General features: G+C 67.9%; 3 protein-coding genes and 1 pseudogene. All 4 read left to right on the forward strand.

All coding sequences use genetic code 11. The features are described 5' to 3' along the window. Nucleotides 1–225 (forward strand): annotated as a pseudogene (locus EOA38_RS34295) (sugar phosphate isomerase/epimerase); the annotation flags it as partial. Continuing rightward, nucleotides 225–1,043: an alpha/beta hydrolase gene (locus tag EOA38_RS34300; protein WP_127301305.1), complete on the forward strand. Its 819-nt coding sequence runs from the start codon at nt 225–227 to the stop codon at nt 1,041–1,043. The pseudogene EOA38_RS34295 and the gene EOA38_RS34300, both read left to right, overlap by 1 nt. Continuing rightward, nucleotides 1,040–1,762, forward strand: a complete 723-nt coding sequence (locus EOA38_RS34305) for a ribulose-phosphate 3-epimerase (protein ID WP_127220895.1) — start codon at nt 1,040–1,042, stop codon at nt 1,760–1,762. Before EOA38_RS34300 ends, EOA38_RS34305 begins: the two co-directional genes overlap by 4 nt. Continuing rightward, the coding region (locus tag EOA38_RS34310; RefSeq protein ID WP_145966219.1) for an ROK family protein at nt 1,762–2,223 on the forward strand (462 nt) is incomplete at its 3' end. The genes EOA38_RS34305 and EOA38_RS34310, both read left to right, overlap by 1 nt.

Raw genomic sequence — 2,223 nt, forward strand, 5'->3', positions numbered from 1 at the left:
ATCGTCGCCGAGGCGGTCGAGCGAACGGCGGGCCATGTCTCCCTGGCGCATGCGAAGGATCGTTTCGCCGACGGCCGCTTCGCCACGGCCGGACAGGGCGTCGTCGACTTCATCGACTTCGTCGCACGGCTGAAGGCCACAGGCTTCGACGGACCGCTGGTGACGCATGGGCTTTCGGCCGAGGAGGCGCCCGGCGTAGCGCGTTTTCTCAAGGGGCTGGTGTGATGGGCACGCTGCTGCGCGACGGTGCCACGCTCCGTATGACCGACATGGGCAAAGGCCTGCCAGTCGTCTTCCAGCACGGGCTGGGCGGCGGCGAGGCGCAGGTCGCGCAGACTTTTCCCCCCGGCTTCCGCCGCATCACGCTGGAATGCCGCGGCCATGGCGGCTCCGGACTCGGCGAGCGGCGGCCATTCTCGTTCGAAATGTTCGCCGATGACGTTCTTGCCGCCGCCGACCAGGCCGGCCTCGACCGCTTCGTCGCCGGGGGCGTCTCGATGGGCGCGGGAATCGCGCTTCATCTCGCATGCCGCCATCCGCGGCGCGTCGCAGGCCTGATGCTGGTGCGTCCGGCATGGACGTTTTCCGCCGCGCCGCAAAATATGCAGCCGATCGCCGAGGTCGCCGAGCTCATCCTCGAACACGGGACCGATACGGGGCGGACGATCTTCGCGCGATCCGAGACCGCCACGCAGCTCTATCGCGAGGCGCTCGACAATCTTTCCTCGCTGCTCGGCTATTTCGACCGGCCCGACGCCAAGACGTTCGCGCAAGTGCTCGCCAACATCGCCGCCGACGGACCCGGCGTTGCCGAACGCGACGCTGCGGCGCTCGACATTCCAGCACTGGTCATCGGCAACGAAATCGATGCCGTCCACCCGTTGTCGGCGGCCTATACGCTTGCGGCCGCGATGCCAAACGCAATCCTCGCCGAAATCACGCCCAAAGCGCGCGACAGCGCCAGGCACTTCAGCGATCTGCACACTCAGATCTCGACCTTCCTGCAATCCCATTCGAAAGTCCGGAGTCGCATTTTCTCATGACCGCCAAACCACTCTCCGGCCCCGCCGCCATCGCCGCCCTGCCCCGCCACCGGCTCATCGGCGAATTCTCGCTGTGGTCGGCGGATCTCGCCAATATGGAGCGCGACCTGAAGCGGATCGAAGCCCATGCCGATCTGCATCACATCGACGTGGCGGATGCCCGCTTCACCCCGGGCTTCCTGTTCTTTCCCGACATGGTGGCGCGCATCGCGAAGCTGACGGCCAAGCCGATCCATGTGCACCTGATGGTCGAGGCCGAAATCGTCGAAGCGCAGACGCGCCAGTTCATCGAAGCCGGCGCCGACCTCGTGACCATCCACGCCGAAAACGGCGACGCTGGCTTGCGCGCCGTCAAGCTGGCGCATGAGCTCGGCGCCGAGGCGGGCGTGGTGCTGCGGCTGGAGACGCCGGTCTCCGCCATCGTGCCCTTCCTTTCCGAGGTGGCCTTCGTGACGCTTCTCGGCACCTCGATCGGCGTCAAGGGGCAGAGCCTGTCCGAGCAGGCCTGCCCACGACTGATCGAGGCGCGCGCCCTGATCAGACGAGCCGGCCGCGAGGCCGACATCATCCTCGCAGCCGATGGCGGCATCCGCCATGAGACGGTGCCGCTGCTGCGCGCCGCAGGCGCCGACACGGTGGTGCTGGGTTCGCTCGCCTTCGGCGATCCCGACCTCGCGCAGCGCATGGCCTGGCTGCACGGACTGAAGGCCGCCGCCTGATGAGCACGCTCGCGCTTGCCTTCGATCTCGGCGGCACGGAGCTGCGCGGCGCGCTGGTCGAGCGCAGCGGCGATGTCGTCGCACGCGTCTCGGAAGCAACATTGGCGGGCGCGGGTTCGGAAGCGGTGATCGGCCAGATCATCGCGCTGGCGGGCAGGCTCCTCAAAGAGCATCCGCAGGCAAGGGTCATTGGCATCGGCGCTTGCGCGCCCGGCCCACTCGACCCCAAGGCGGGTATCGTCATCGGGCCGCCGACGCTCGCCGGCTGGCATAACGTGCCCATGATCGACATCTTGAGCCGTCAGTTCGGCCTGCCGGTGCGGCTGGAGAACGACGCCAACGCGGCGGCGCTGGGCGAATGGCGTTTCGGCGCCGGCCGGGGCGCCGCATCGATGGTCTTCGTCACCGTGTCGACCGGCATCGGCGGTGGCGTAATCGCCGACGGTCACATCTATCACGGC

The organism is Mesorhizobium sp. M1E.F.Ca.ET.041.01.1.1, assembly GCF_003997355.1.
Classification (GTDB): Bacteria; Pseudomonadota; Alphaproteobacteria; order Rhizobiales; family Rhizobiaceae; genus Mesorhizobium.

Excerpts from the sequence above, each read along its gene's own strand:
- EOA38_RS34300 (WP_127301305.1), top strand. The coding sequence starts at position 225 with ATGGGCACGCTGCTGCGCGACGGTGCCACGCTCCGTATGACCGACATG.
- EOA38_RS34305 (WP_127220895.1), top strand. The coding sequence starts at position 1,040 with ATGACCGCCAAACCACTCTCCGGCCCCGCCGCCATCGCCGCCCTGCCC.